This window comes from Streptomyces sp. NPDC059454, from assembly GCF_042749965.1.
Taxonomy (GTDB): Bacteria; Actinomycetota; Actinomycetes; order Streptomycetales; family Streptomycetaceae; genus Streptomyces.
Map to the genome: position 1 here is coordinate 41132 of NZ_JBHYVC010000019.1, position 26456 is coordinate 67587.

At 72.8% G+C, this 26456-nt stretch carries 23 protein-coding genes and 1 pseudogene; 11 read left to right on the plus strand and 13 right to left on the minus strand.

Going from position 1 to position 26456, the window contains the following annotated elements:
• The first annotated feature begins 281 nt into the window (after nucleotides 1-281).
• Nucleotides 282-1850 (plus strand): phytoene desaturase family protein, encoded by a 1569-nt coding sequence (locus tag ACFXAE_RS15820; RefSeq protein WP_384714028.1) that lies wholly within the window; start codon nucleotides 282-284, stop codon nucleotides 1848-1850.
• A 9-nt stretch (nucleotides 1851-1859) separates the two neighbouring features.
• Here the strand turns inward: ACFXAE_RS15820 and ACFXAE_RS15825 are convergent, their stop codons facing one another.
• Entirely contained in the window at nucleotides 1860-3638 is a 1779-nt protein-coding gene (locus ACFXAE_RS15825) for a serine hydrolase (protein ID WP_384714031.1), read from the minus strand.
• 197 nt (nucleotides 3639-3835) lie between these two features.
• Here ACFXAE_RS15825 and ACFXAE_RS15830 point away from each other — a divergent pair, with 197 nt between their 5' ends.
• Nucleotides 3836-4414 (plus strand): TetR/AcrR family transcriptional regulator, encoded by a 579-nt coding sequence (locus ACFXAE_RS15830; protein ID WP_384714035.1) that lies wholly within the window; start codon nucleotides 3836-3838, stop codon nucleotides 4412-4414.
• Nucleotides 4415-4426: 12 nt separating this feature from the next.
• On the opposite strand, the gene paaK is transcribed toward ACFXAE_RS15830, so the two are convergent.
• A complete protein-coding gene (paaK, locus tag ACFXAE_RS15835; RefSeq protein WP_384714039.1) occupies nucleotides 4427-5728 on the minus strand; it encodes a phenylacetate--CoA ligase PaaK in 1302 nt (433 codons plus the stop codon).
• A gap of 139 nt (nucleotides 5729-5867) precedes the next feature.
• Nucleotides 5868-7661 (minus strand): sulfatase, encoded by a 1794-nt coding sequence (locus tag ACFXAE_RS15840; protein WP_384714042.1) that lies wholly within the window; start codon nucleotides 7659-7661, stop codon nucleotides 5868-5870.
• A gap of 228 nt (nucleotides 7662-7889) precedes the next feature.
• On the opposite strand from ACFXAE_RS15840, the gene ACFXAE_RS15845 reads away from it, so the two are divergent.
• From ACFXAE_RS15845 to ACFXAE_RS15855, 3 genes are all read left to right on the plus strand, one after another.
• Nucleotides 7890-8132 (plus strand): DUF397 domain-containing protein, encoded by a 243-nt coding sequence (locus ACFXAE_RS15845; RefSeq protein ID WP_121751142.1) that lies wholly within the window; start codon nucleotides 7890-7892, stop codon nucleotides 8130-8132.
• A gap of 134 nt (nucleotides 8133-8266) precedes the next feature.
• A complete protein-coding gene (locus ACFXAE_RS15850; RefSeq protein WP_384714045.1) occupies nucleotides 8267-9169 on the plus strand; it encodes a universal stress protein in 903 nt (300 codons plus the stop codon).
• Between the two features lie 108 nt (nucleotides 9170-9277).
• On the plus strand, nucleotides 9278-9775 hold the full coding sequence (locus ACFXAE_RS15855; RefSeq protein ID WP_384714048.1) for a hypothetical protein: 498 nt from the start codon (nucleotides 9278-9280) through the stop codon (nucleotides 9773-9775).
• A 74-nt stretch (nucleotides 9776-9849) separates the two neighbouring features.
• Here ACFXAE_RS15855 and ACFXAE_RS15860 read toward each other — a convergent pair whose 3' ends face one another.
• Entirely contained in the window at nucleotides 9850-11760 is a 1911-nt protein-coding gene (locus tag ACFXAE_RS15860; protein ID WP_384714051.1) for an N-acetylmuramoyl-L-alanine amidase, read from the minus strand.
• Nucleotides 11761-12031: 271 nt separating this feature from the next.
• Entirely contained in the window at nucleotides 12032-13144 is a 1113-nt protein-coding gene (locus ACFXAE_RS15865; RefSeq protein WP_384714054.1) for an aminoglycoside phosphotransferase family protein, read from the minus strand.
• A 234-nt stretch (nucleotides 13145-13378) separates the two neighbouring features.
• Between ACFXAE_RS15865 and ACFXAE_RS15870 the strand changes: the two genes are divergently transcribed.
• Nucleotides 13379-14869, plus strand: a complete 1491-nt coding sequence (locus ACFXAE_RS15870) for a hypothetical protein (RefSeq protein ID WP_384714057.1) — start codon at nucleotides 13379-13381, stop codon at nucleotides 14867-14869.
• A 24-nt stretch (nucleotides 14870-14893) separates the two neighbouring features.
• Here the strand turns inward: ACFXAE_RS15870 and ACFXAE_RS15875 are convergent, their stop codons facing one another.
• The 3 genes from ACFXAE_RS15875 to ACFXAE_RS15885 form a co-directional block, all read right to left on the minus strand.
• Nucleotides 14894-16279, minus strand: coding sequence for a PP2C family protein-serine/threonine phosphatase (locus ACFXAE_RS15875; protein WP_384714060.1), 1386 nt, complete (start codon nucleotides 16277-16279; stop codon nucleotides 14894-14896).
• A gap of 295 nt (nucleotides 16280-16574) precedes the next feature.
• A complete protein-coding gene (locus tag ACFXAE_RS15880; protein WP_384714063.1) occupies nucleotides 16575-17669 on the minus strand; it encodes a chemotaxis protein in 1095 nt (364 codons plus the stop codon).
• 78 nt (nucleotides 17670-17747) lie between these two features.
• Entirely contained in the window at nucleotides 17748-19349 is a 1602-nt protein-coding gene (locus ACFXAE_RS15885) for an alpha/beta hydrolase (protein WP_384714066.1), read from the minus strand.
• A 272-nt stretch (nucleotides 19350-19621) separates the two neighbouring features.
• Between ACFXAE_RS15885 and ACFXAE_RS15890 the strand changes: the two genes are divergently transcribed.
• Entirely contained in the window at nucleotides 19622-19789 is a 168-nt protein-coding gene (locus ACFXAE_RS15890) for a hypothetical protein (protein ID WP_384714069.1), read from the plus strand.
• Nucleotides 19790-19819: 30 nt separating this feature from the next.
• On the opposite strand, the gene ACFXAE_RS15895 is transcribed toward ACFXAE_RS15890, so the two are convergent.
• Entirely contained in the window at nucleotides 19820-20305 is a 486-nt protein-coding gene (locus ACFXAE_RS15895; RefSeq protein WP_384714072.1) for a nucleoside deaminase, read from the minus strand.
• An 82-nt stretch (nucleotides 20306-20387) separates the two neighbouring features.
• Between ACFXAE_RS15895 and ACFXAE_RS15900 the strand changes: the two genes are divergently transcribed.
• On the plus strand, nucleotides 20388-21167 hold the full coding sequence (locus ACFXAE_RS15900; RefSeq protein ID WP_384714075.1) for a GNAT family N-acetyltransferase: 780 nt from the start codon (nucleotides 20388-20390) through the stop codon (nucleotides 21165-21167).
• A 145-nt stretch (nucleotides 21168-21312) separates the two neighbouring features.
• On the opposite strand, the pseudogene ACFXAE_RS15905 reads toward ACFXAE_RS15900, so the two are convergent.
• The 3 genes and pseudogenes from ACFXAE_RS15905 to ACFXAE_RS15915 form a co-directional block, all read right to left on the minus strand.
• Nucleotides 21313-21509: pseudogene (locus ACFXAE_RS15905) on the minus strand (GlsB/YeaQ/YmgE family stress response membrane protein); the annotation flags it as partial.
• Between the two features lie 147 nt (nucleotides 21510-21656).
• Nucleotides 21657-22097, minus strand: coding sequence for an SPW repeat protein (locus ACFXAE_RS15910; RefSeq protein ID WP_384714079.1), 441 nt, complete (start codon nucleotides 22095-22097; stop codon nucleotides 21657-21659).
• Between the two features lie 67 nt (nucleotides 22098-22164).
• Nucleotides 22165-23721 carry an SDR family oxidoreductase gene (locus ACFXAE_RS15915; protein WP_384714082.1) on the minus strand — a complete coding sequence of 519 codons (1557 nt, stop codon included), beginning with the start codon at nucleotides 23719-23721 and terminating at the stop codon, nucleotides 22165-22167.
• A 147-nt stretch (nucleotides 23722-23868) separates the two neighbouring features.
• Here ACFXAE_RS15915 and ACFXAE_RS15920 point away from each other — a divergent pair, with 147 nt between their 5' ends.
• Nucleotides 23869-24048 (plus strand): hypothetical protein, encoded by a 180-nt coding sequence (locus ACFXAE_RS15920; RefSeq protein ID WP_384714085.1) that lies wholly within the window; start codon nucleotides 23869-23871, stop codon nucleotides 24046-24048.
• Here ACFXAE_RS15920 and ACFXAE_RS15925 read toward each other — a convergent pair.
• Nucleotides 24026-24952 (minus strand): LysR family transcriptional regulator, encoded by a 927-nt coding sequence (locus ACFXAE_RS15925; RefSeq protein ID WP_384714088.1) that lies wholly within the window; start codon nucleotides 24950-24952, stop codon nucleotides 24026-24028. The genes ACFXAE_RS15920 and ACFXAE_RS15925 overlap by 23 nt on opposite strands.
• A 143-nt stretch (nucleotides 24953-25095) precedes the next feature.
• Here ACFXAE_RS15925 and ACFXAE_RS15930 point away from each other — a divergent pair, with 143 nt between their 5' ends.
• Together ACFXAE_RS15930 and sfnG are read left to right on the plus strand one after the other, a co-directional pair.
• Nucleotides 25096-25173: a putative leader peptide gene (locus ACFXAE_RS15930; protein ID WP_384714267.1), complete on the plus strand. Its 78-nt coding sequence runs from the start codon at nucleotides 25096-25098 to the stop codon at nucleotides 25171-25173.
• Between the two features lie 152 nt (nucleotides 25174-25325).
• Complete coding sequence (gene sfnG / locus ACFXAE_RS15935) at nucleotides 25326-26444, plus strand: dimethylsulfone monooxygenase SfnG (protein WP_384714091.1); 1119 nt, start codon at nucleotides 25326-25328, stop codon at nucleotides 26442-26444.
• Nucleotides 26445-26456 lie beyond the last annotated feature (12 nt).

Consider the following 26456-nt stretch of genomic DNA (forward strand, 5'->3'; position numbering starts at 1 on the left):
AGGTCCGTGCACGACGCGGGATGGTCCGCGTTCGTCGGCCTGCGGATTTCGGGACGGCCCCGAACCGCTGCGCGACCGTGCCCCGACGCAGCCCGCGACGCCCTGCCCGAAGGACGTCGTATCGTCGCCGCCGGCCGGGTGGAGACGCCGAACGCCTCGTGGAGCGCCGGTGAGACCGCAGCGGAAGTCCCGGCACAGCGCGGTGGAGCAGGAAGCCCCCGGAAGGGTCGGTCGGGCCGGAAGCCCTGGACTTCGGGCCAGGGAGCATGTCAAGAAGAACCATGACCGCACCCGAGGGACCCCGGACATACGACGTCGTCATCGTCGGCGGAGGCCACAACGGCCTCGTCGCCGCCGCCTACCTCGCCCGGGCCGGGCGCTCCGTGCTGGTGCTGGAGCGGCTGGACCACACCGGCGGGGCAGCGGTGTCCACCCGCCCGTTCCCCGGTGTCGACGCACGGCTGTCCCGGTACTCGTACCTGGTCAGCCTGCTGCCCCGGAAGATCATTGAGGATCTGGGGCTCGACTTCCGGCTGAGCACCCGCACCATCTCCTCGTACACCCCCGCCGAACGCGACGGACGGCCCACCGGGCTGCTCGTCGGCGGCGGCGAGCAGCGCACCCGCGAGGCGTTCGCCCGGCTCACCGGCTCCGAGAGCGAGTACCGGGCCTGGCAGCGCTTCTACGACATGACCGGCCGCGTCGCCCGCAGCGTCTTCCCGACCCTCACCGAGCCGCTGCCCACCCGCGACGAGCTGCGCCGCACGGTCGGCGACGAGGAGGCCTGGCGGACCCTGTTCGAGGAACCCGTCGGCGTCGCCGTCGAGGAGCACTTCGCAGACGACCTGGTGCGCGGTGTCGTCCTCACCGACGCCCTCATCGGCACCTTCGCCGACGCCCACGACCCCTCGCTGAAGCAGAACCGCTGCTTCCTCTACCACGTCATCGGCGGCGGCACCGGCGCCTGGGACGTACCGGTCGGCGGCATGGGCGCCCTCACCGGCGCGCTGGCCGACGCCGCCCGCGCCGCCGGAGCGGTCATCGCCACCGGCCACGAGGCGGTGCGCGTCGACACCGACGGCCGCACCGCCGAGGTCACCCACCGCACGGCCGACGGCGAGGGCGTCGCCGCCGCGCGGCACGTCCTGGTGAACGCCTCCCCGCGGGAACTGGCGGCCCTCACCGGCGACACGCCCCCGCCGCCCGCCGAGGGCGCCCAGCTCAAGGTGAACATGCTGCTCAAGCGGCTGCCCAGGCTGCGCGACACCTCCGTCGACCCGCGTGAGGCGTTCGCCGGCACCTTCCACATCGCCGAGGGGTACGGGCAACTGGCCGCCGCGCACGCCCAGGCCGCCGCCGGTGAGCTGCCCGCCGTCCCACCCTCCGAGATCTACTGCCACTCGCTCACCGACCCGACGATCCTCGGCCCGGACCTGGCCGCCCGGGGCTACCAGACACTCACCCTGTTCGGACTGCACACCCCCGCGCGGCTGTTCGAGCGGGACAACGACGCCGTGCGCGAGGAACTCCTGAAGTCGACGCTCGCCCAGCTCGACGCCCATCTGGCCGAACCCCTCGCCGACTGCATGGCCACCGACGCCGACGGCCGCCCGTGCCTGGAGGCCCGGTCCCCGCTGGACCTGGAACGCGACCTCGGCCTGCCCGGAGGCAACATCTTCCACCGCGAACTGTCCTGGCCCCACGCCCAGGACGGCACCGGCCGCTGGGGCGTGGAGACCCGGCACGCCAATGTCCTGCTCTGCGGCGCGGGCGCCGTGCGCGGCGGCGGGGTGAGTGGAGTGCCGGGACACAACGCGGCCATGGCGGTGCTGGAGGCAGGGGAGGCGTGACGCGTCGGCTCAGTCGGCCGACCGGGCCCAGCCCTTTGCCCGTACGCCTGCCGCGTCCGCCCGGCGCCGCTCGTCGAACAGCCGCCCGCCGGGCGTCTCGACGCGCACCCCGTCGACGTAGGCGCCGCGCCCGACGTACAGCCGGTCCGTCGTGTACCGCCAGCGCAGGGTGAGGCCCGGCGCGGCGGGCAGGGCGGCGGTGAGTTCGTGCCAGACCCGGCCCGACCAGCCGGTGGCCGTGCCCGACGGGTGCGGCTCCGGCTCCCCGCCCCGGCGCTTCGTGGTGAACGGCACCGCCCGCCAGACCGTACCGCCGTCCACGGACGCCTCCAGGACGAGGACGTCGGCGCGGGGCTCCGTGTCCCACCACAGTGAGCAGCGCAGCCGCGCCTCACCGGACGAGGTGTCCAGCGCGGGCAGGGTGAGGGTCGCCGTCGCCGAGCTCGCCGTCCCGGAGAACCATGCCGTACGCCCCTGCGCCGGGCGGACCGGCACCGCCCGCGCCAACCGGTTCGCGGCGGCCACCCGAGGAGCCGAACCGGAGCGCCAACCACGCACCGGATGCACGGAGTTGCCCAGCACCACGAGGAACGAGTCGGTCGTCGGGTCGAGCACCAGGGAGGTCCCGGTGAAGCCGGTGTGACCCGCCGTGCGCGGGGTGGCCATCGCGCCCATGTACCAGTGCTGGTACAGCTCGAAGCCCAGACCGTGCTCGTCCCCGGGGAAGGCGGTGTTGAAATCGGTGAACATCAGCTCCACCGACTCCGGTGTCAGGATCCGCTCCCGGCCGTGGACACCGCCGTCGAGCAGGGTCCGCCCGAGGACCGCCAGGTCCCAGGCGTCGGAGAACACGCCCGCGTGGCCGGCGACCCCGCCCAGGCTGTAGGCGTTCTCGTCGTGCACCTCGCCCCACACCAGCCCCCGGTCGAGCCCGGACCACGGCTTGCGGGCGTCCTCCGTGGCCGCGATCCGCGGCTTCCAGGAGGCGGGAGGGTTGTAGCGGGTGCGGCGCATGCCCAGTGGGCCGGTGATCTCCTCGCGCAGGAGGACGTCGAGGGTGCGGCCGGTGACCTTCTCCAGCACCAGCTGGAGCGAGATCAGGTTCAGGTCCGAGTACAGATAGGCGGTCCCGGGCGGACTGGCCGGTGTCTCGTCGTAGACGAGTTGGACCTTCTCCTCGTACGTGGGCGCGTCGTACAGCGGGATCCAGGCGCGGAAACCCGAGGTGTGGGTGAGAAGCTGACGGATCGTCACGTCATGCTTGCCCGCGCGCCCGAAGTCCGGCAGATACGAGGCGACGGCCGCCTCCAGCCCCAGCGCGCCCCGTTCGATCTGCTGCACGGCGAGGATCGAGGTGAACAGCTTGGACACCGAGGCCAGGTCGAAGATGGTGTCCTCGGCCATGGGGATCCGCTGGTCCGCCGGGAACTCGACGCCGGTGTCGGTCGCTTCGTCGTACGCCCGGTAGCGCACCGCCATGCCGATGGGCCGGTGCAGCGCGACGGTGTCGCCGCGTCCGGCGAGCAGGACGGCGCCCGCGTACCAGGGGTGCTCGGGGGAGGGGGCGAGGAACGTCTCGGCGTCGGTGACGAGCTGCCGCAGAGGCGCGGCCAGCAGTCCGGCGCGCCGGGCCGATCCGTACCGCAGGGCCGGCCGGCCGCCGCGCGACGGCACCGCCGCCGACGCCGGATCGGCGGGGAGGGAGGCGAAGGCCAGCGCGCCGCCCAAGGGCAGCGCGCCTTGGCCCAGTTGGCGTCGGGTGATGCTTCTCGCCCCTTCGTCCGCCATCAGGTTCCTCCCGGGTCCTGGCCCTGCGCGGGCTGAAAGAATTCTTCGGGGATCGCCTTGCGGGTGAAACTTTCCTGTCGGGTGCGGGCTGTGTCAATGGGACGTGCGCGGTCGCTCCGCCCCGAGGTGGACGACTCCAGACGTAGTACTCTGGCTGAAGTGGTGTGACGGGTCGTGCTGCGGACGGAGTGGTGGCAGTGGTCAGACGGAACGAGCAGCGGCGGGCTGCCCTGGTGGACGCCGCGATCGAGGTGCTGGCCCGCGAGGGCGCCCGAGGGCTGACGTTCCGGGCGGTGGACACCGAGGCCGCCGTACCCGTCGGCACCGCGTCGAACTACTTCGCCTCGCGCGACGACCTGCTCACCCAGGCCGGCGCCCGGGTCTACGAGCGGCTCCAGCCCGACGAGGAGATCATCGCCCGGCAGCGGGCCGCCGGGCGCGACCGGGAGGTCTACGCCGGGCTGATGCGGGAAGTGGTCGGCCGTGTCGCCGCCTTCCGCACCGGATACCTCGCCCTGCTCGAACTCCGGCTGGAGGCCACCCGCCGGCCCGAACTCCGCGAGGTGCTCACCGAGCGGGTCCGTGCCGACGTCGAGGCCAACGTCCGCTACCACGAGGGGTCGGGCCTCCCCGGCGACGCCATGGCCGTCAAGCTGCTGTACCTGGCGCTGAACTGGCTGATCGTCGAACAGCTCACCCTGCCGGACGTCTTCACCCCGGACGAGCGCGAGCGGCTGGTGACGGCCGCGGTCGAGCGGATCGTGGCCGCCGAGTAGCCCGGACGGTTCTCAGCCCCGGTTCTCGCGCAGGTCCACGATCCGCCGGATCTTGCCCACCGAGCGCTCCAGCGTCTCCGGGTCGACGATCTCCACGTCCACCGAAACGCCGATGCCGTCCTTCACGGCCGCCACGATCGACCGAGCGGCCCTGTCCCGCGTCGTGGTGTCCGCGCCGGGACGGGCCTCCGCGCGGACGGTGAGGGAGTCCATACGGCCCTCGGTGGTGAGGCGGAGCTGGAAGTGCGGTGCCACGCCCGGTGTGCGCAGCACGATCTCCTCGATCTGCGTGGGGAAGAGGTTCACCCCGCGCAGGATCACCATGTCGTCGCTGCGGCCCGTGACCTTCTCCATCCGCCGGAACACCCGTGCGGTGCCCGGCAGCAGACGGGTCAGGTCCCGCGTCCGGTACCGGACGATCGGCATCGCCTCCTTGGTGAGCGAGGTGAAGACCAGTTCACCCCGCTCGCCCTCCGGAAGGACCTCGCCGGTGAAGGGGTCGACGACCTCCGGGAAGAAGTGGTCCTCCCAGATGTGCAGACCGTCCTTGGTCTCCACGCACTCCTGCGCGACACCCGGTCCGATCACCTCCGACAGTCCGTATATGTCGACCGCGTCGATCGCGAACCGCTCCTCGATCTCCTGCCGCATCCGCTCCGTCCACGGCTCCGCGCCGAAGATCCCCACACGCAGCGAGGTGGAGCGCGGGTCGACACCCTGCCGCTCGAACTCGTCGAGCAGGGTGAGCATGTAGGACGGGGTCACCATGATGATCTCGGGCTTCAGGTCCTGGATCAGCGTCACCTGGCGGGACGTCATCCCGCCGGACGCGGGGATCACCGTGCAGCCGAGCCGTTCGGCGCCGTAGTGGGCGCCCAGACCACCAGTGAACAGGCCATAGCCGTAGGCCACATGTGCCGTGTCCCCGGGTCGGCCGCCCGCCGCGCGGATGGAACGGGCCACCATGTCGGCCCACATGGAAAGGTCACCCTCCGTGTAGCCGACGACCGTGGGGCGTCCGGTGGTGCCGCTGGAGGCGTGGATACGGCGAACACGGTCGCGGTCCACCGCGAACATGCCGTACGGGTAGTTCTCCCGCAGGTCCGCCTTGGTGGTGAACGGGAAACGGGCCAGATCGGACAGCGAACGGCAGTCGTCCGGGTGGACGCCCGCCCGGTCGAAGGACTCCCGGTAGAACGGAACATGGTCGTACGCGTGCCGCAACGAGCTCCGCAGCCGCTCCAGCTGGAGCGCCCGCAGGCCCTCGAGGTCGAGCCGTTCCGCCGGGTCCAGCAGGTCCGTCGCCTCCGTCATCAGGACGTTCTCCTCACCAGTCGGGCAATCGCGCCAATCCGGGCGACCGATCATTCGGTCGATCCACCGGAATCAGTAAGTCAGCCCACGCCTCCCGGAGCAAGAGCCCGGCCTGCACATTTTCCCGCGTCGGCGTTCCTCATGGGGCCGGTGCGGCGGAGCCCCCGCCCCGCGGTCCGTACGCCGTCATGAAGCGGTCGCGGAACTCGTCCATGGCCCAGCGCGGAGCGTCGGACGCGGGCTTGAGGCCGTCGGTCCAGTTCCAGCCGGCCACCCGGTCCAGCACCTTCGGGTCCTTGGCGACGATCGTGACGGGCACGTCCCTGCTGGTGCTCCCGGCGGTGACGGTGGGCACCGGCTGGTGGTCGCCGAGGAACACCAGGACCGTGTTCTCGTCGCCGTACCGCTCGACCCACTCGGTGAGGCTTCGCAGCGAGTACTCGACGGCCCGCCGGTACTCGGTGCGCACCTTCTCCGGGTCCTTCCAGACCTCCTTCGGGTCCGTGCCCTCCTTCTTGATCCCGTGGAACACCGAGCCGTCGCCGAGGTCGTCCCAGTCGATCATGCGCGCGATGGGGGACCAGGGGTTGTGGCTGGAGGCGAGGATGATCTCAGCCATGATCGGCTCGCGGTCCTTCCTGCCGTGCTCCAGCCGCTCGAAGGCCTCCAGGCTGAACTGGTCGGGCACGGGGGTCCAGCTGAAGTACGGGCCGTGGTAGCCGAGGTGCTCGGAGTCGTAGATGTGGTCCAGGCCGAAGAACTCGCCCTCCGGCCAGGCCCGCCGCACCCCGGGCACAATGCCGACGGTCCGCCAGTCGCCGGTCTTGCGGAAGTAGTTGGTCAGGGTCATGCGGTCACTGGTGGTCAGACTGCGGTAGCGCTGCTGGTTCTTGATCCACAGGCCGGACAGGAAGGTGGAGTGCGCGAGCCAGCTGCCGGCGCCGGTCACCGGGGACTTCAGCCAGCCGCTGCGGGAGGCGAAACCGGCGTCCTCCAGCCTCCGGGTACCGTCCTCCAGTGCCGCGTCGAACGGTCCCGCCATCGCAGGGTCGTCGATCGCGACCCGGCCGTAGCTCTCGATGAAGGTGAACAGGACGTCCTTGCCGCGCAGCCCGGTGAGCAGCCGGTCGGGCGGCGTCTTCGCGAAGGCGTCGACGGCGGCCTCCTTCTCGAAGACCCGCGCGTCGCGCAGGCCCGCGCGCACCTGCTCCACCCGGTTGCCCAGCATCTCCGCGGTGCCCTTGGTGGCGACCGGCACACCGGTGACCTGCACGCCCAGCGTGACACAGGTGATCCAGGCGACGCCCAGGACCAGCGTCGTGCGGACGGCGACGGGACGGTGGCGGACCATCAGATTGGTCAGCCGCACCGTCGCCAGCGTCATCAGCACCAGCAGGGCCACGAACAGCGCGATCACCCCGACCACGGCCAGCACCTGCCCGCCCCGGCCGAACGACTCCCGGACGAAGTCCGTCGCGTCGTCCAGCAGGATCCAGTCGAGCACCAGGTCGAAGGGCCGGGCCAGCACCTGGTGGAAGCCCATGTCCACGAACTTCAGGACGGTGAGCAGACCGAGCAGGACACCCGAGACCACCGCCGCGATCCGCCGCCACCTCGACGGCAGCGCGAGCAGCAGCGTGGCGAGCAGGACGCCCTCGGCGGGCAGCCGGACGAACGCGCTGACGTCGAGGCGTTCCACCCGGTTCGGCACGAGAAGCGCGAAGAGCACCAGCGCCCCGGCGAGCACGGTCGTCCCGGCGGTGACACCGCGCGCCGTACGCGGCCACCGGTGCCGCCAGCCGAACCAGCCCGGTGGCGTGACCACCGACGGTGTGCTCCCGGCGGTCTCCTCGGGCGCGGCCGGGTCGTCGCCCCGGTCCGCTCCGCCCTCGGTGGTGTCCGGCAGCCGACGGGGGCGAATGAAGAGCGACACCCGGAGGGTCCTTCCGTGCGGTCCTGCGATGGCATGGCGGACAGGACCCGGTGAGCGGGCCCGCCCCCACCAGTACGTCGGCACGTCGCCGTGGGTTCAAAGCGTGCAGGACCGGTTTGATCCGACCGTCCCGGATCCTCGCGGAAAGGTGTTCCTCGCGGCCTGTCGGGGGCAGGAACCGATCGCTAGGCTGGCCCGCGGACGACGGTAATCGGGAGGAGCACGGACGTGGCCGAGAGCACCACCCAGCAGCGCCCGCTCATGGGCTGGGACAAGCCGGAGCTGGACCTCAGCAACGCGCAGTGGCAGTCCAGCAGCCGTGGCCTGGGCGATGTCCAGATCGCCTTCGTGGAGGGCTTCATCGCCATGCGCAACAGTGGCAGTCCGGAGAGCCCTTCCCTGATCTTCACCCCCGCCGAGTGGGGCGCGTTCGTGTCGGGAGCGCGGGAGGGGGAGTTCGACCTGACGTGAGCGGTGTCGCCGCCGCGGGGTGTTCCGCGCGTTTTTCCGGACACGCGATCCGAAGTGCCGCCCCCGGTCCGCACCTGAGTCGGGCCGGCCGGGGAAGGTGAAGGCCGAAGGTCGTTTCCCGGAGGCGAGGAACCATGAACAACCAGCCGGTCGTCGCGGCGGTCGACGGTTCGGACGACAGTCTGCGCGCCCTGGAGTGGGCCCTGGACGCCGCACGTCGGCGCGAGGCCCCGCTGCGGATCGTGCACGTACGCCAGTACGCGCCCTGGACGCAGCCCGAGGTACTGGCGGCCGGGCCGCCCGACCCCGACGCGGACCCGGTCCTCGACCAGGTCCGCGACCACCTGGCACAGCGCGGCGGCCCGCCCGCCGTCGAGTACGTCGCGCTGGAGGGGGCGCCCGGGGTGCTGCTGCCCGAAGCGGGGGCCACGGCCCGGCTGCTGGTGCTCGGCTCCCGCGGCCGCGGGGGCTTCGCCAGCCTGCTGCTCGGCTCCAACTCCCTGGCCGCGGCCCGCGACGCCGAGTGCCCGGTCGTCGTCGTGCCCCGGCCCGGGCGCGGGGGCGGGGAGGGGACGCCGGCCGGGCCCGGCCGGCCCGTGGTGGTCGGCCTGAACGCCGACAGCCCCGACGAGGCCACGCTCGCCTTCGCCTTCGCGGAGGCGGCGCTGCGCGGTGCCCGGCTGCGGATCCTCGCCGCCTATCCGTGGCCCCTGCAGACCTGGATGCTGCCCGGGGAGATGCCCCCGCCGCAGGTCGACCAGGACGCCGTCGAGCACGAGACCCGCATCCTCGCCGACGGCTTCCTCGCCCCGCACCGCGAACGGCACCCCGAGGTCACCGCCGGGACCGACGTGCTGCCCGGGGACGCGGCCGGCCATCTGGTCGAGGCGTCGCAGGACGCCGAGCTGGTCGTCGTGGGACGGCACCGCCGCCGCCTGCTGGCTCCCGCCCGGATGATGGGCTCGGTGACCCAGGCGGTCCTGCTCCACGCGGTCAGCCCGGTCGCGGTCGTCCCCCCGGCTCCGGCGGAGGATTAGCCCCACCGCCCGGGGGCCCGCCACCACGAGCGGTGGCGGCGGTCCGGGTGGCCGGGGCGGGTGTCGCCCGACCGCCCGTACCCGGGTCCGGGCACGTACCATGGCGGCATGTCGTTCCTCCGCCGCCGCAGTGCCACGCCCGCCGGGCCCGACTTCGACGTACTGGCCATGGACCCGGGCGACTGGCCCGGCAATCTGGGCGCCGGGCTGCTGCCCGCCCCCGACGGAAGCTGCCAGGGCGTCTTCCTGCGCTACGACCTGTTCGGCGGCCGCGGCCCCGCGATGGTCATCGGCAATCTGCCCGAGGGCTCCCCGGCCCGGGACATCCCGGAGGGCGAGATCCCCTTCGAGGTCGGGCAGCTGCTGCTGGCGCTGGAGAACGACGAGGAGATCACCGTCGTCGGCACCGAGGACGTGCCGGTGATGCAGGGCGACAACCTGCTGATCGTGCGCCGGGTCAAGCTCTCCGAGGGCCGGATCTCCTGTGTGCAGTTCGACCGCAGCGACAACGTCCTGGTGACCATCGCAGCCTGGGACCGCCCCATCACCGACGATCTGTACACCCTCCTCAAGCCGCTCCCCGCGGAGCTGTTCCAGCAGGGCTGACACCGCCCCGTACGGCGCGGGCGCCCCCGGACGACGTCCGGGGGCGCCTTTCGCCGATGTGCGGCCGGCCGCGGCTACGACGGCTTCACCGTCACGTCCGCCGCCCGGACGAAGCCGACCCGGTGGCCGAACTGGATCTCGTAGTACATCTCCTCGCCCCGCACCACCCGGTGGGACGCCTCGTCGAAGGTCACCGCGTAGTAGTACTCACCGGGCACCTTGCCCCCGGTCACGTACTTCTGGCCCTTGAGCACCGTGTACGGCAGCGGCGATACCGCCTGGGCCGGTACGCCCTCCGGGTAGGCGGCCTTCTCCGGGTACGCCCTTCCGTACACCGGCACCGAGTCGAGGCCCTTCTTCGGGGTGACGACCTCCCCCTTCGCGGGCACGGCGGTGGGGCGCTTCTCCGGGTTCTCGAACCAGGCCTTCCGGCCGAGGTACCAGATGGCGGTCCAGTCGCCCCAGCGGTCGGCGACCGCGTACTGCTGGCCCGTGGAGACCCGCGAGGACAGGTCGTTCACCCCGGTGGTCGGGGCGGAGCCGAGGCCGATGTCCCTGATCAGCGGGGAGTCCTCGTCGTGGTCGGAGTACAGCCGCACCGCGCTCGACCCGTGGGAGGCGCACGGCTCGCCCGCGGTCTCGCAGCCCGTGAAGACGGGCCGGTTGGCGGAGTGGTCGGGCCGGATCGTGACGACGCCCGCGTGCTCGCCGGCCGTGGCCTTCAGGGGCCTGTCCAGCAGTTCGAAGTAGTGCCGCCAGTCCCAGTACGGTCCGGGGTCGGTGTGCATGCCGGGGATGGTGGCGGCGGTGGTCCCCGGCACCGTGTCGTGGCCGAGGATGTGCTGCCGGTCCAGCGGGATGTCGTACCTCTCGGCGAGGTACTTCACCAGCCGGGCCGAGGACCGGTACATCGCCTCGGTGTACCAGGCGTCGGGATCCGCCAGGAAACCCTCGTGCTCCAGACCGATCGACCCCGCGTTGACGTACCAGTTGCCCGCGTGCCAGGCCACGTCCTTCGCCTTCACGTGCTGGGCGATGTGACCGTCCGTGGAGCGCAGACTGTATTGCCAGGACACATAGGTGGGGTCCTGCACCATGTCGAGGACGCCCTCCCAGGCGCCCTCCGTGTCATGGACGACGATGTACCGGATGCGCTGCGAGGCGGGCCGGTCGCCCAGGTCGTGGTTGCCGTAGTCGCCGTCGCCGAACTCCTCGTACGGCGCCGGGATCCACTCGCACGACACCGTCTTCGGGCACTCCGTCCCGGCGGCGGAGGCGGTGCGCAGTCCGGCACGCCCCAGCGCCGCGGTGTCGGGTGCGAGGCCCGGGCGGGCGTCCAGGGTCACCCGCTGTCCGGCGTCCGTGACCCGTGCCCCGCCGGCGCGGATCACCTCGTACACGTCGTGGGCGTACGCCGCCGCCGACGCGGTGTCGTCCGCGCCGGAGAAGAGGGCGACCGCCGCGTACCAGTCCGCGGGGTCGTCGCTCTCCGGCCCGCCCAGCCGGCGCTGGGCCTCGGCCAGCAGGGCGGCACCGCCCGCCACGTTCGCGGCCGGGTCCTCGCGCAGGCGTTCGGGGCTGAGGCCGGTCAGGCGGGCGGCTTCCGGCAGTGTGGTGAGCCGGTCCGGCAGTTCTTCGGTCCGGGCCGCTCGCGCCTCGGGATGCTTCGGCGGGCGGGCCTCGTCGCCGCGCGGGTCCTCCGTGCCGGAGGAGTGGTGGCCGGAGGCGTCGAGCGCGGTGCGGGCGTCCGTGAGGTGCATCGGTCCGTAGCCGCCGGTCACGCTCGGGGCGCCGCCGTGGGCGTCCCAGCGGGACTGCAGGTAGGAGACGCCCAGCAGCACGCTCTGCGGCACGCCGTACTCGGTGGCTGCCGTGGCGAACGCGTGCTGGAGGCGGGCGGTGCTCGGTGGGGTGGTGGAGGGGGCGGCGCCGAGCAGGGGCAGGGTGAGGGCGGCTGCGGCGAGGATGCGGACGGGTCGTCTCAATGCGGCCTCCTGGGACGGTGGGGCGTGCGACGGGAGCCGAGCGGTGCGTCAGTGGTACCGGTCTGCTGATGATCCGTCAATCTTGCCCAAGGAGGCGTGTATCGCTTTGCCGATCGGGGGGCGCGTCGGTTTCGTGGTGGCGGGTGCCGGGCCTGCGGTGCGCCAGTGGTGTATGCCGATGGTGCGGGGCGGGGGGTGCGCGGCCCGGCGTCTGCCGGGTGCCGCCGCGCCCACCCGTGTCGCACCGGCGGCACGATCGCCCGCAGCCGGGTCAGCGGGTGCCGACCGCCGCGCGTACGGCTCGGCGGGCCATCTGGCAGTCGTCGTGGAGGCGGCGGAGGAGGAGCCGGTGTTCCTCGCCGGACGGGGCCGCGGGGGAGGCGTCCTGCATCGAACGCTGTACGGCCGTCTCATAGGTACGGATCTCCCGGGTCAGCACCAGCATCAGGTTCACCAGGAAGGCGTCCCGTGAGGCGGGCCCCGCCGACTGGGCGATCTGGCTGATCTGACGCCGCGCCACCGGCGCGTCCCCCAGCACCGACCACAGCGTCGCCAGGTCGTAGCCCGGCAGGTACCAGCCCGCGTACTCCCAGTCCACCAGCACCGGACCGGCCGGTGAGATCAGGATGTTCGACAGCAGGGCGTCGCCGTGGCAGAACTGGCCCATGCCCTGCCGTCCGGTCGCCAGCGCGATGCCGTGCAGCAGCTTCTGCAGGTCGCCCAGGTCCCGGTCGGTGAGCAGACCCAGCTCGTGGTACCGGGAGATGCGGGCCGCGTAGTCCAGTGGCGCGTCGAACGTACCGGCCGGCGGCCGCCAGGAGTTCAGCCGGCAGATCGCGCCGAGTGCCGCCCTGATGTCCGCCCGCGGCGGTGCCTCCACAGGGTGCCGCTGGAGCGCGGCCACCCGGCCGGGCAGCCGCTCGATCACCAGCGTGCCGTTGTCCGGATCCGCCGCGATCAGCCGGGGCGCCCGCACGGGCGGGCGGTGCCGGACGAACGAGCGGTATGCCGCTATTTCGTGGCGGATCCGCTCGCTCCACGCGGGGGAGTGGTCCAGTAAGCACTTGGCGACCGCGGTGCTCCGGCCGGTGGTCCCGACCAGCAGGACGGACCGGCCGGTGCGGCGCAGCACCTGGACCGGGGCGAACTCCGGGCAGATGCGGTGCACCGACGCGATCGCCGTGCGCAGCTGGGCGCCCTGCGGGCCGGACAGGTCGAGCCTCCCGCTGAGCGGCTGGGTGCCCGGTCCCGCGGTACGCCGTACGTTGCCCGAGCCGAGCACGGGGTTCGCCGGGCGCGCGGGGGCGAGGTAGGGGCCGCTGTCCGACGGACGGGGGCGCAGCGGCCGGGGCGGGGCGGACACGGAGGACGATGCTGCGTACATGGGTGATACAGATCCCTTCGTGTGCCTGCGACGTCAGCGCACCACCCGGCCCGGCCGCCCGGACGCACCCTGGGGAATGCCCCTGGGGCGACGGGGTCGTGGTGGCGCGTTCCTACTCGACACCCGATGTCCCCTGGCACACCATCTGGCGCACCCTGGCGAACCCTGGCGAATAGTCGCCCGGCAACCCCCACCGGGCTACTGTCAACTCAGCCGAGAACCTGGGGGCTTGACGTGAGCGGACAACCCAACACCCGGCTCTCGGACCTGTTCGGCCTGGCCGGCTGGTCCAAGGGCGAACTCGCGAGGCTGGTCAACCGGCAGGCGGCGGCCATGGGCCACCCCCAGCTGGCGACCGACACCTCCCGGGTGCGGCGCTGGATCGACATGGGAGAGATCCCGCGCGATCCCGTACCGCGGGTGCTGGCGGCCCTGTTCACCGAGCGTCTCGGCCGTGTCGTGACCATCGAGGATCTCGGTCTGGTCCGGCACGGGCGTACGGGGAAACGGCCACGTCCCGGGAGTGCGGAACATCCCGACGGAGTGCCGTGGGCGCCCGAGCGGACAGCCGAGGTCCTCACCGAATTCACGGGAATGGACCTCATGCTCAACCGACGCGGCTTGGTGGGCGCGGGTGCCGCGCTCACCGCGGGCTCCGCACTCAGCAGCGCCATGCACGACTGGCTGCACACCGATCCGGCCCTGACCGCCGACGCTCCCCGACTCGACGACCCCCTGCGCGCAGAACCCGCCGGGTTCGACCGTTACGAGGCCGCCCCGATCGGCTCGCAGGAGATCGAGGAACTGGAGCGCTCCGTGGAGGTGTTCCGCGCCTGGGACGCCGCCCGGGGCGGCGGTCTCCAGCGCAAGGCGGTGGTCGGCCAGCTCAACGAGGTGGGCGGCATCCTCGCCTACCACCACCCACCCCATCTCCAGCGGCGCCTGTGGGGCGTCGCCGCCAACCTCGCCGTCCTCGCCGGCTGGATGTCGCACGACGTCGGCATGGAACCCACGGCCCAGAAGTACTTCGTCATCGCCGCCCACGCGGCCCGGGAGGGCGGTGACCGGCCGCGCGCCGGTGAGGCACTGTCCCGGGCGGCCCGGCAGATGGTGCACCTGGGCCGGCCCGACGAGGCGATGGACCTGATGAAGCTCGCCCAGTCCGGCTCGGGCGAGGAGGTCCTGCCCCGCACCCGCGCCATGTTCCACACCATCGAGGCCTGGGCACAGGCGTCCATGGGCAAGGGCCAGGCGATGCGCCGCACCCTGGGCCGGGCGGAGGACCTCTTCGTCTCCGACAAGGGGGACGTGCCGCCGCCGAACTGGATGCAGTTGTTCAACGAGGCGGACCTGTACGGCATGCAGGCCCTGGCCTACCGGACGCTCGCGGAGTTCGAGCCGGACGCGGCCGCGCACGCCCAGCACTACGCGGACAAGGCGCTGGCGCTGCGGGGCGAGGCGCAGCAGCGGTCGAAGATCTTCGACTTCCTGTCCATGGCCTCCGCGTGCTTCATCGCCGACGACCCCGAACAGGCGGACCGGTTCGCGCGCCTCGCCCTGGTGTCGATGGGCCAGAACTCCTCGCGCCGCACCTGGGACCGGCTGCGCCAGATGTACCGGCTCACCGCCGAGTACGCCTCGTACCCGAGGATCCAGGAGCTCAGGGAGGAGATCGAACTGGTGCTGCCCAGGCCCAGGGGCAAGGGCGGCAGCGCCCAGACGTGAGGGCGGCCCGGCCCGCGGGGCCCGCTACGGGGCGACCCGGGCGACGAGCACGCAGGCGGCGTCGTCGCGCTCCCGCTCGCCGAACTCCTCCGCCACCACCCGCACGCAGTCCTGTGCGGTGCGGGCGGCGGCGAAGCGCGGGGCCAGTGCGAGCAGACGGTGGACGGCCGTGGTTCCGGCGTGCCCGGGCACCAGCCCGTCGGTGTGCAGCAGCAGTACGTCGCCGGCTTCGAGGGTCTCCTCGGCCTGTCCGTAGGAGGCTCCCGAGACGGCGCCGAGCAGTACGCCGTCCGGCGCGTCCAGCGCCCGCCCCGTCCCGCCGCGGAACAGCAGCGGGGCGGGGTGCCCGGCCTGCGCCCACAGCAGTGAACGGGTGTTGGGCCGGTAGCGCAGACAGACCGCGCTGCCCAGGGCCGGCTGCGCGGTGGTGTCCAGTAACCGGTTGAGACAGGCCAGCAGCGGCCCCGGTGCGGTGCCGGTCATCGCCATGCCGCGTACGGCGCCGAGCAGCATCGCCATGCCCGAGGCCGCGCCGACACCGTGCCCGGTCAGCTCGCCGACGCCGAGCAGCGTCGTCCCGTCGGGCAGCTCGAGGGCGTCGTACCAGTCCCCGCCGATCCGTGCGTGCGCCGACGGCGGCAGGTGGGCCGCGGCGAGGCCGAGGGTCCCCGGGCCGGCCGGCGGGAGCCGCAGGGGGCCGTGCCACGTCGGCAGCACGGCCTCCTGCAGCTCGACCGCGAGCCGGTGCTCGGTCCGCGCGGCGGCGTCCCGCCGGCGGTGCAGCGAGTCACGGGTCTCGCTCACCGCCCGCCGGCAGCGGCGCAGTTCGCTGACGTCGCGCAGCACCGCCCACATGGAGGCGGTGCTGCCGTCGGCACCGAGTACCGGTTCGCCCATCATGTGCACGGTCCGTACGCCGTCGTCCGGGCGTACGACGCGGAACTCCCCGTCGATGGGCCGGGCGTCGACGAGGCAGTCCGTGACCATCGCGGTCAGCCCGGGCCGGTCCTCCTCGAGGACCAGCGAGGGCAGTTCGTCGAGGGTGAGCGGCGCGGCGGCCGGGTCGCGGCCCAGGATCCGGTACAGCTCCCCGGACCAGCGCACCTCGTCCGTGAGCAGGTCCCACTCCGCGCTGCCGACCGGGCTGACCGGGGAGTCGTGCCGCGAGGCGGGCAGCGGGTCGTCCCGCAGCTGCGCCAAGTGACGGTCCAGGTCGTCCAGTTGATGAAGCGCCAGATCGTACAGCGCGTGCCGCCAGCGTTCCCGCGGGTCCGCCGCGTCGGCCGGAGCGTCACGGCGTACGGCGTCCACCTCGCCCTTGAGCCGCCGGGTCTGCGAGATGAGCGCGTCGACCGGGCCGCGTTCCGACGGCTGGGCGGCTGGGCGGTCCGCGGAGAGGTGGGACGGCATGACGCGCTCCGATGCGGGGACGGTACGGCCTTCAGGCGGAGGGAGGGACCGTTACGACTGTCGCACAGCCCGCGACGGCCTGTAAGGGATTCGGCAACACACGATAAGGCGGTGCCCAGGGCATATGCCACCGTCTTCAACGGGTTACCGGCGGGAATACGTCAGAGACGCCATGGGCGTCTCAACTCCCATGGTACGCAAGGGATATGACGCCCCGTCGGTCACCCGCCACCGCTCGCTCGCGCGTTCGTCGGACAAGTGTTTGCATGCGGGTGACCGGGGGGTCGCCCCGTCCTCAGTAGCGCAGCACCGCGGCCATCCCGTCCGCGTCCCCGAGCGCGCCGTCCGGGAGGAAGCGGACCTCGGCGCCGGTCTCCAGGCACTGCTCGACGATCTCGTCCACGATGTCCGCGCGGGCGTCCAGGTCACCGTCCTCGGCGACGACCAGATGGTCGCCGGTGTCGCGCACCGTGATCCGGTAGTTCTCCTCCACGGCCAGCAGCCGGACCCGGCCCTCCCGGGCGCTCTGCCACAGCTCGTCGACGCCGGCCGCGAACTCCTTGCGCCCCCGGGCCGACTCCAGCGACCGGGCCACGTCCTCGGCGCTCTTGCGGGCCTCGGTCTCCAGCACCGGCCGCACGGCCTGCCACACCGCCTCGGGCGTGCCGTGCGCCAGCCCGCCGTGCGGGACGTGCACGGCGTCCCTGGCCACGCTGCCGGCCTCGCCCAGCAGGGACAGGGCGGCGGGCTCACCGGTGACGTACAGCGGTCGCGGGTGGTCGCGCAGCAGCTTCCCCATCGCGGTGTCCGTGTCCCGCAGGAACCGGCGGGTGTCCTCGTCACGGAAGTTGCTCGGCTGGTCGCCGACCTGTTCCTGCCGCTCGGGGTCGAAGTTCCGCTGCTCCCGGATCAGCGGGAAGCCGCCGGCGCGTTCCTCGGTGACCCGGTCCACGCCGCCGCTCCACAGGGTGCACCGGTCGGCGGACACGGACAGTACCCAGAACGGTCGCTGCGCCGTGTGGGCGGAGACGAGGTTACGGGTCAGGAAGGTGTCCGAGAGGACGATGCGCTCGGGCACGGCGCGGGCGAGCGACCACACCTGGTGCTCGCCCGGGGCGGCGAAGATGACCAGGCCGTCCTCCGAGTGCGACAGATCGACCTCGGTCAGGGCCCGGTCGAGCTGCAGGGCCACATCGGCGCGCCGGTCCCGGGTGACCGCGGGATCGGCCTCCAGCTTCTTCTTGGCCTCGGCCACCGCGTTGCGCAGCCGGACGGCGTCCTGGGTGTTGAGGGGCTCGCGCCGGTGCGTCGGCGTCAGCACGGACACCGCGGGGTAGGGGCGCGGGCGACGAAGCTCGGCAAGGGTCGCGGGACTCAGATCGTGCTCCATGACAGCACCATAGGGCGGATTCACCGACAGGGCATTCGGGGCGAAACGGCCTGTGCGTCTTTGGGGCCGGGCAGCCGCTCAGACACGGCCGCCGTCCTCGGAGCCGCAGGAACTGCCGCTGCGCGGCAGGGAGCCGTAGAGCAGGAAGTCGTCGATCTTGCGGTGGACGCACTCGGACGCACCGTAGCCGGTGTGCCCCTCGGCCCGGTTGTCCAGCACCACGGCGGAGGGGCCGAGCCGCTCGGCCGTCTCCACGGTCCAGCGGTACGGCGTGGCCGGGTCGCCCCGGGTGCCGACCAGCAGCATCTTCGGCGTGTCGAGGTCCTTGACCTGCTCGCGGATGTAGTCGGTCCCCTTGGGGCGGCCGTAGCACAGCACCACCTGGGCGAGCCGGTACGGCCCGAAGACCGGCGAGGCCTCCTCGTAGGCGCTGCGCAGCCGGGCCAGGTCCCGGGTCAGCCGTTCGGCGTCCGGGCGATGGGGGTCGTCCGCGCAGTTCACCGCCATCAGCGCCGCCGGCAGGTTGTCCAGGGGCACGTCCTCCTCGTCGACGAGGGGGTGGTCGGCCCGCCGCGGCACGGGCAGCGCCACCCCTCCGGTCGCGAGGGCCTCCACCCCGCGCGTGTCCCCGTCCTCCATCAGCTGGGCGAGCGCCCGCTGCAGCAGCGGCCACGTCTCCTTGGTGTAGAGGCCCTGCCCGATGGCGGCGGCCAGGTCCTGACCGGTGAACTCGTAACCGAAGTCGGTCGGCACCGGGTTCTCGTCGAGCGAGTCGACCAGCTCCACGACCTGCGTGCGGGCCGCGCGCGCGTCCTGCCCGAACGGGCAGGACAGCTCCTCGGTGCACCACGTGAGGAAGTTGTCCAGCGCGGTCTGCTGTCCCCTGGCACCGGCCAGCCCCTGCTCGGCCAGCGGCTCGGTCAGCGTGTCCACGCCGTCCAGCGCCATGCGGCCCACCTTCTCGGGGAACCGGGCGGCGTACACCGCGCCGAGCCGGGTGCCGTACGAGAATCCCAGGTAGTTGAGCTTCTCGTCGCCGAGCACCTGGCGCATCACGTCCAGGTCGCGTGCGACGTCCACGGTGCCGATGTGTTCGAGGACCGGGCCCGAGTGCTCGGCGCACTCGGCGGCCACCTCGCGCAGCTTGCGCAGCGTGTCGCGCGGATCCGCCATCTCCTCGCCGGCGGTGGCCTCCAGCGCCTGACCGGTGGCGTCGGCGCCGCAGCTGACCGGTGCGGAACGGCCGACGCCCCGCGGGTCGAAGGAGACCACGTCGTAGTCCTCGGTCAGGCCCAGGAAGTCCTCGCGGCCCTGGGCGAGTCCCAGCACCCCCGAACCGCCCGGGCCGCCGAAGTTCAGCAGCACCGAGCCCCGTGGCTCGCCGGAGGCGCGGTAGCGGGCGAGGGCCAGCTCGAGGGTGCCCTCGTCGGGCTTCGCGTAGTCGAGCGGCACGGTGACCGTCCCGCACTGCATGTCCTTCGGCAGGTCCGTGTTCTCGCAGGCCGCCCATGTGATCTTCTGGTCGTAGAACCGTGCGAGGTCGGAATCCGCCCGGCCGGTGACCGTCAGCCCCGTACCCAGCAGGGCCAGCCCGACCGCCCCGGCGGCCGCGCAGCGCCGGACCGAGGGCCGCACCGCACAGCGCCGGACCAGGAGTCGCTCGGACAGCTTGGCCAGCATCGATGCCTCCAGGGACGCCCCGACCGGCGCCCTCGCCCACCATAAGCGGGCCCCGGGGCTCCCGCCCGTCGGCCCCGCGACGGCACACCGGACGCTCCGGTGCGGTGTCCGGCCGCCACGAGTTCGACGGCCTTTGCCCGGGTTCGAGCGGCGGGACGCCCGACGGGGTGGACCGGCCGCGGCGTACGGAGGAGCCGTGACCCGGATGCCGCAGCCGCGTTCTGTCCGGTGCGGGCGAACGCCCGCGGCCGTCTTCGAAAGGCAGGGAACCGATGAGACGGGTTGCCCGAAGCGGTGTGATCGCCGCGCCGCCGCGCACCCGCCCCGCCCTCGCCGGCACGGGCGCCGGCCGGACGCTCCCGGTCCTCGGCACCGGAGCCGCGCTCTCCCCGGGCGGAGTCGCCCTGTACCGCCGCGCCCGCCTGCGGACATACGGCTGAACCGCCCGGAGGAACGACCGGCCCCGCGGGTCAGCCGCGTCCGCGGTGGAACCGCCGGTGCAACGCCTTGACCTCCTCCGCCAGCCGGGGGACGGGCCCGGCCACGGTCACACCCGGGGCGATCTCGGCGACGGGCAGCGTCCGCACCGGCGGGGCGGGCACCCCCAGCTCGGTGAGCCAGGACGTCAGCTGCTCGGAGGAGGCGACGTACACGATGCGTCCGAGGCCCACCCAGGCGTGGGCGGCGGCGCACATCGGGCAGTGCTCGCCGGAGGTGTACACCGTGGCCGCGGCCCGTTCGGCGGGGGTCATCCGGGCGGCCGACCAGCGGGCCAGCTCGAACTCGGGGTGCCGGGTGCGGTCCCCGGAGGCCACGCGGTTGTGGTCCTCGGCGAGCACGGTGCCGTCCCCGGCCACGAGCACCGAACCGAACGGCTCGTCACCGGACTCCAGCGCCTCGGCCGCCAGTTCCACACAACGCCGCAGATACGGCAGTTCCTCGTCCCGCACGACCATGGTCCGGCCTCCTCGCCACGCTTGACCGGGAGCAACGGTAATCCCGTTGCCCCGGGTACCGCCCCGTGGTGGGGTGCGCCGTATGGATCAAACTGCTGTACTCGCCCTGTTCGACCGCGAGATGCGCGAGGGGGCGCGGCCCGACGGCCCCGGTGCGCAGGTCGCGCGCGTCGGCGCCGTGGTGCGCCACACGGGCCCCGCGCACGGCTGGAACGGCGTCGTCTGGTCCGCCCTGGAGGCGGCGGACGCGGACGCCGCGATCGCGGAGCAGATCGCGCACTTCACCGGACTCGGCCGCGAGTTCGAGTGGAAGCTGTACGGACACGACCTGCCGGCGGACCTCGGGCGGCGGCTCGTGGCGGCCGGATTCGTCCCCGAGCCGGTCGAGACGCTCATGGTCGGCGAAGTGGCCGATCTCGTCCTCGACACGGAGCCGCCCGCGGGTGTCCGCATCGTGTCGGTCACCGACCGGACGGGGGCCGACCTGGTGGCCGATGTGCACGAGAGGGCGTTCGGCGCCGACGCGTCCGGGCTCCGCAGGCACCTGCTCGACCGGCTCACCACCGACCCCGGCACCGTCGTCGCCGTCGTGGCGATGGCCGGTGACGAACCGGTGAGCGCGGCGCGCATGGAACTGGTGCCGGGCACTCCGTTCGCCGGGTTGTGGGGCGGCGGCACCGTACGGCACTGGCGTGGGCGGGGCGTCTACCGCGCACTGGTGGCCCACCGGGCCCGGGTCGCCGCGGACCGTGGCTACCGCTACCTCCAGGTCGACGCCTCCGGCCAGAGCCGGCCCATCCTCGAACGCCTCGGCTTCACCCCTCTGACCACGACCACGCCCTACGTGTACACGAGCCGCTGACGGCGGACAGTCACCTGCCGGCGGCCATCACGCCGGCGCCGCTCGAAGAGACCCGGGACGCCACGGTGGCCCGGTACGAGCGGTGGCTGTCCAGCCGCTGAGGCGCACCGCCGGATTCCGTCGGCGGCCGGTCCTCGCGCGGCCCGGCGAGGCCGATCCGGGCCGGCCGCTCCACCCGGTCGACGCCCTTGGCGCCGGCCGTCCCGAAGGCCGCCGCGACCGCCGGACCGGTCAGTGCGGCGACGACGCCGACGAGGATCGTCCAGAGGCCCCCGGCTGACGACCCGGGACCACGAGCCGGCCCGGGACGCCGATGACCGTCCCGGTGACGACGGCGCTGATGACGCCGTCGGTCTCCGTCGCACCCCTTCTTTCCCCGGCTTCCGCCGCACCGCGTACGCCCCCGGCGGCCGGGACGGTCCCGCCCGGACGCGAAAGGGCCGGTCCGCGACCGGCGCGGACCGGCGCTCGGCTCCTTTCGTGGTCCTCCTACGGCCGGCGGGTGCTCTTGGCGGCCGTGGCGGCGCAGGCCGTGCCCAGGATCAGGGTGAGGGCGCCGATGACGATGTTGTTCCAGACGACACCGGCGTCGGGGTCGGTGCCGACGATCCACGGCGAGACGATCATCCACAGGCCCAGGGCGCACATGGCCCCGCTGAGGCCGTACATGCGCGCCGGGGCCGCGGTGAACCCCAGGGCGAGCAGAGCGATCGCGATGCCCACGATCAGGTTGTGGGCCACGAGCGCGGGCTGGCTCGTCGTGTAGTGGAGTATCCACGGGGACACCGCACAGTAGAGACCGAGCAGGAACACCGGTCCGTCCACGAGGGCCACATCGCGACCGCCGAGCATGCGCTCGTACCGTTCCCGCATCTCGGGAGCATCGGGGTGGCTCGTGATGTCACCGCGCGGGTGTGAGACGTTGGCCATGAGTCGTCTCCTTTGACTAGCAGGCCTGACCGCGTCTGGGGCGGTATGCGGTAAGAGCCGCGTGAGTTCATTTTGCCCTTATTTTCCCTTTATGTGTAGAGTTCCCGGCGGAATTCGGACCGCTCCCGGTCCTCGCCGCGGTCCGCGCGATATTGCGGGCCATACCGCCGAACACGACGGCGTGGAAGGGGGAGACGGCCCACCAGTACAGGTGCCCGAGCAGCCCGTGCGGATGGAACAGGGCGCGCTGGCGGTACCGGGTGCGGCCGGCGTCGTCCGTCTCGGCGTACATCTCCAGCCAGGCCAGTCCCGGCAGCCGCATCTCGGCCCGCAGCCGGAGCAGGTGGTTCGGCTCGATCTCCTCCACCCGCCAGAAGTCCAGCGAGTCGCCGGCCCGCAGCCGTGCGGCGTCCCGCCGCCCCCGGCGCAGCCCCACGCCCCCGGCCAGCCGGTCCAGCAGTCCGCGCGCCGCCCAGGCGAGCGGGAAGGAGTACCAGCCGTTCTCCCCGCCGATGCCCTCGATCACCCGCCACAGGGACTCCCTCGAGGCGTCCACGGTCCGTTCCCGGCGGTCCGTGTACAGGCTGCCGCCCGCCCAGTCCGGGTCGGTGGGCAGCGGATCGCTGGGCGCGCCGGGCACCGAGGCCGACGACCACCGGGTCGCCACATCGGCCTCGCGCACGCGCTTCAGGGCGAGGCGCACCGCCTCCTCGAAGCCGAGCGGATGGCCGGGCGGGTCGGGCACGTACCGCGCGATGTCGTGCTCCCGGCAGACCACCTCGTGCCGCAGCGACTCGGTGAGCGGCCGGGCGACGGACGCGGGCACCGGCGTGACCAGGCCCACCCAGTGACTGGACAGGCCGGGCGTGAGTATCGGCACCGGTACGATCGCACGGCGCGGAAGCCGGGCTACGGCCGCGTACCGCACCATCATGTCCTGGTACGTCAGCACGTCCGGGCCGCCGATGTCGAAGGCCCGGCTGACGTCCTCGGGCATGCCCGCGCTGCCCACCAGGGCGCGCAGCACGTCGCGCACCGCGACCGGCTGGACCCGGGTGTGCACCCACCTGGGGGCGACCATCACCGGCAGCCGCTCGGTGAGGTGACGCAGCATCTCGAAGGAGGCCGATCCCGAACCGATCACCACCGCGGCCCGCAGCATGGTCGTGGGCACGCCCGAGTCCAGCAGGATCCGGCCCACCTCGGCCCGCGACCGCAGGTGCGGCGACAGTTCCCGCTCGGGAACGCCCGCCGGGGTGAGCCCGCCGAGGTAGACGATGCGCCGCACGCCCGCCTCCCGGGCCCGCCCGCCGAAGATCCGTGCCGACCGGCGGTCCGTCTCCTCGAAGTCGCGGCCCGCCCCCAGCGCGTGCACCAGGTAGTACGCCAGGTCCACGCCGTCCAGCGCCGCGGCCACGGACGCGGAGTCGGTGACGTCGCCCCGGACCACCTCCGTACGGCCCGCCCACGGATGGTCGCGCAGCCGGTCCGGCGAACGGGCCAGACAGCGCACCCGGTAGCCGGCGTCGAGGAGTTCGGGCACGAGCCGTCCGCCGATGTAACCCGTCGCCCCGGTGACCAGACAGAGCGGTCCCGGCCCGGCGTCGTCCCGCGGTGCCGTCATGGCGTCCTCCTCGTGTCGCGTGCGGTGCTGCGCGATCACTTCCCCGGAACCGCCGGCCTCGTACATGCACGCTTCCGTTCGGGGCAAGCGGACCATACGGAAGAGGATGGACGAGAAGCCGCATGTCGACCGGAGGTGTCCGCTCTCATGGCTGCCGTGACCGGAGCGAAAGTGCTGAAGCGTTTCCCCGCGGGATCCCCGCGCGGATCGTGGCCGGCGGAGGAGTACGCGGCCCGGCGCCGCGCCGAGGGCGAGCCCGCGAGGGTCGTCATGGATCTGAAGTCGGACGCCTTCCTCGTGATCGTCACGTCCCAGGACGCCGGCTGACCGCACCGCCCAGCAGCCGTGCCCGCCGCACGAACGCCTCGTGCAGGGCCCGGGCGGCGAGCGGCACCGACGTGGACCTGCGCCGGCGCAGTACGAGCAGCACTCCGGCCGGGTCGCCCGCGACCGGCCGGCACACGAGCGCGCCCTGCCGCTCCAGCGGATCCCCGACGACACTGAAATCCGGCAGCACCGTCACCCCCAGTCCCTCGGCGACCATCAGCTTGCCCATCTCCGCGCCGTCGGTGGAGTACGCGAACGCCGGGGAGCGCCCCGCCAGGAGCCGGTGCACGTAACGGTGCATCACGTAGCCCGAGCGCATGACGATCAACGGCTCGGTGAGCAGGTCGTCCGCCGACACCTCCGCCCGGGCCGCGAGCGGGCTGTCCGGGCGCAGGCACACCACCGGCCGGCCGCGCAGCAACGGTGTGGACTCGAACTCGGCCGGCATGTCGTCACCTTCCAGGTGGTTCACCAGCCCCAGATCGAAACCGCCCTCCAGCAGCGCCCGTTGGATGTCGCCCTGCTGCGCGCCGACGACCTCGACCTGGGTGAGCGGATACGCGGCGCGGAACTCCCGCACGACCGGCACCAGCAGCGGCACGGTCGCCGCGTTGACCGTACCGACGCGCACCATGCGGCGGACGCGGTGCTGCTCGCCCGCGGCCGCCCGCAACCGGTCCACGGCGTCCAGGACGTCGACGATGCGCGGCAGCAGTTCCCGGCCCGCCTCGCTCATCGTCGCTCCCGAGCGTTTGCGTTCCAGCAGATCGACCCCCAGCTCGCGCTCCAGGTTCCGTACCGTCTCGCTCAACGCGGGCTGGGACAGCCGCAGTTCCTCGGCCGCCCGGCGCAGCGAACCCAGCCGGGTCACGGCCGCGATGTATTCCAGTTGTTCTGTCCGCACGGCAACAGAATGCGGATGCCCTTACCGCCCGTTCAAGGGTTTTCCTGTCACGCCTTCGTGAAATTCGGTGGTCCGCGATACGAGACCGGTCGGGTTTTCCTTGACGGTCCCGGCCGGCGGCTGCCACGATCGTCGACATGACGATGCGACTGGATCTCACGCGGCGACGCCACGTCGACCTCGCGCGCGTTTCCAGCTCCTGCTGTCGCGCCGCGGCCTGATCCCTCCGGTCCGCCGCCCGTTCCCGCCGCCGCGCCCGCCCTCCGGCCGGCCCCGCGTCGCTCCCCCTTCACCGTCTGAATTCCGCGCCCCGAGCGCCCCCTGAATTCGGCGCGCCCGAAATCCCTTTTGAATTCCGCACGAGGAGTTCCGCATGTCCGCAGAGCCCGTTAAATTCGCCTATTGGGTCCCCAATGTCAGTGGCGGTCTGGTCACCAGTACGATCGAGCAGCGCACCGACTGGGGGTACGAGTACAACCGGCGACTCGCCGTCCTCGCCGAGAACAACGGCTTCGAGTACGCGCTCAGCCAGGTCCGTTACATGGCCAGTTACGGTGCCGAGTACCAGCACGAGTCGACCAGCTTCAGCCTCGCTCTCCTGCTCGCCACCCAGCGCCTGAAGGTCATCGCCGCCGTGCACCCCGGCCTGTGGCATCCGGGCGTCCTCGCCAAACTCGGCGCCACCGCCGACCACCTGTCGAACGGCCGGTTCGCGGTCAACGTGGTCAGCGGCTGGTTCAAGGGGGAGTTCACCGCGCTGGGCGAGCCCTGGCTCGAGCACGACGAACGGTACCGTCGTGCCGAGGAGTTCATCCGCGCCCTGCGCACCGTCTGGACCGAGGACCATGCCGAACTCGCCGGGGACTTCTACCGGTTGCGCGACTTCTCCCTCAAGCCCAAGCCGCTGAACACGCCGGGGCGCCCCCACCCCGAGATCTTCCAGGGCGGCAACTCCACCGCCGCCCGCGTCATGGCCGGGCGGGTCTCGGACTGGTACTTCTCCAACGGCCGCGACTTCGACGGGGTCGCCGAGCAGCTCACCGACGTCCGTGAGTCCGCCTCCCGGGCCGGGAGGCGGCCCCCTCGGTTCGGCCTCAACGGCTTCCTGATCGCCCGCGACACCGAGGCCGAGGCCCGCGAAACCCTCCGGGAGATCGTCGCCAACGCCGACACCGAGGCCGTGGAGGGCTTCGGCGCCGCCGTCGGGCAGGCCGGCCGGTCCACCGCCGACGGCAAGGGCATGTGGCAGGACTCCACGTTCGAGGACCTGGTCCAGTACAACGACGGCTTCCGCACCGGGCTGATCGGCACCCCCGAGCAGATCGCCGAACGGATCGTCGCCTACAAGCGGCTCGGCGTCGACCTCTTCCTCCTCGGCTTCCTCCACTACCACGAGGAGGTCGAGTACTTCGGCCGCCGTGTCCTGCCCCTGGTGCGCGAGCTGGAGGCCGCCGACAGCACGGACCCCGTCCCCGTCCCCGCGGGCGCCTGACCACCCTCCGCC